Genomic DNA, 1483 nt, shown 5'->3' on the forward strand with positions numbered 1-1483 from the left:
CGTTCCATTCGGTCCATCACAGCGGTGTGGATGAATGGTTCAGCGCATATTCAGAGTGTTGTTCTCTGAAAACTAGATTCGAAACGAAACGTACGCGATTTAAAACTTGCTATTGGATAAGCCCTCGACCGATTAGTACTGGTCAGCTCCATGCATTACTGCACTTCCACCCCCAGCCTATCTACCTCGTCGTCTTCAAGGGGTCTTACATACTGGGAAATCTCATCTTGAGGGGGGCTTCACGCTTAGATGCTTTCAGCGCTTATCCCGTCCGTACATAGCTACCCAGCGGTGCTCCTGGCGGAACAACTGGTACACCAGCGGTACGTCCATCCCGGTCCTCTCGTACTAAGGACAGCTCCTCTCAAATTTCCTACGCCCACGACAGATAGGGACCGAACTGTCTCACGACGTTCTGAACCCAGCTCGCGTACCGCTTTAATGGGCGAACAGCCCAACCCTTGGGACCTACTTCAGCCCCAGGATGCGATGAGCCGACATCGAGGTGCCAAACCTCCCCGTCGATGTGGACTCTTGGGGGAGATAAGCCTGTTATCCCCAGGGTAGCTTTTATCCGTTGAGCGATGGCCCTTCCATGCGGTACCACCGGATCACTAAGCCCGACTTTCGTCCCTGCTCGACTTGTAGGTCTCGCAGTCAAGCTCCCTTATGCCTTTGCACTCTTCGAATGATTTCCAACCATTCTGAGGGAACCTTTGGGCGCCTCCGTTACTCTTTAGGAGGCGACCGCCCCAGTCAAACTGCCCACCTGACACTGTCCCCGCACCGGATTACGGTACCAGGTTAGAACCTAGATACGATCAGGGTGGTATCCCAACGGTGCCTCCACGCAAGCTGGCGCTCACGCTTCAAAGGCTCCCACCTATCCTGTACAGATCGTACCCAAATTCAATATCAAGCTGCAGTAAAGCTCCATGGGGTCTTTCCGTCTTGTCGCGGGTAACCTGCATCTTCACAGGTATTAAAATTTCACCGGATCTCTCGTTGAGACAGCGCCCAAGTCGTTACGCCATTCGTGCGGGTCAGAATTTACCTGACAAGGAATTTCGCTACCTTAGGACCGTTATAGTTACGGCCGCCGTTTACTGGGGCTTCGGTTCACAGCTTCGGATTGCTCCTAACCACTCCCCTTAACCTTCCAGCACCGGGCAGGCGTCAGCCCGTATACTTCGCCTTACGGCTTCGCACAGACCTGTGTTTTTGCTAAACAGTCGCTTGGGCCTTTTCACTGCGGCCCCCTCGTGCTATTCACACTACCGGGGCACCCCTTCTCCCGAAGTTACGGGGTCATTTTGCCGAGTTCCTTAACGAGAGTTCTTCCGCGCGCCTTAGAATTCTCTTCTCGCCTACCTGTGTCGGTTTGCGGTACGGGCACCTTCATCTGGCTAGAGGCTTTTCTTGGCAGTGTGAGATCATGACCTTCGCTACTGTAATTTTCACTCCCCATCACAGCTCAGCCTTA

Annotated in this window: 1 rRNA gene; it reads right to left on the reverse strand. The window is 53.6% G+C overall.

The window, feature by feature from the left end:
- Positions 1-112: 112 nt before the first annotated feature.
- Positions 113-1483, reverse strand: a 23S ribosomal RNA gene (locus tag H7T88_RS17805); the annotation flags it as partial.

This window comes from Paenibacillus cucumis (ex Kampfer et al. 2016), assembly GCF_019748695.1.
Lineage (GTDB): Bacteria > Bacillota > Bacilli > Paenibacillales > Paenibacillaceae > Paenibacillus > Paenibacillus polysaccharolyticus.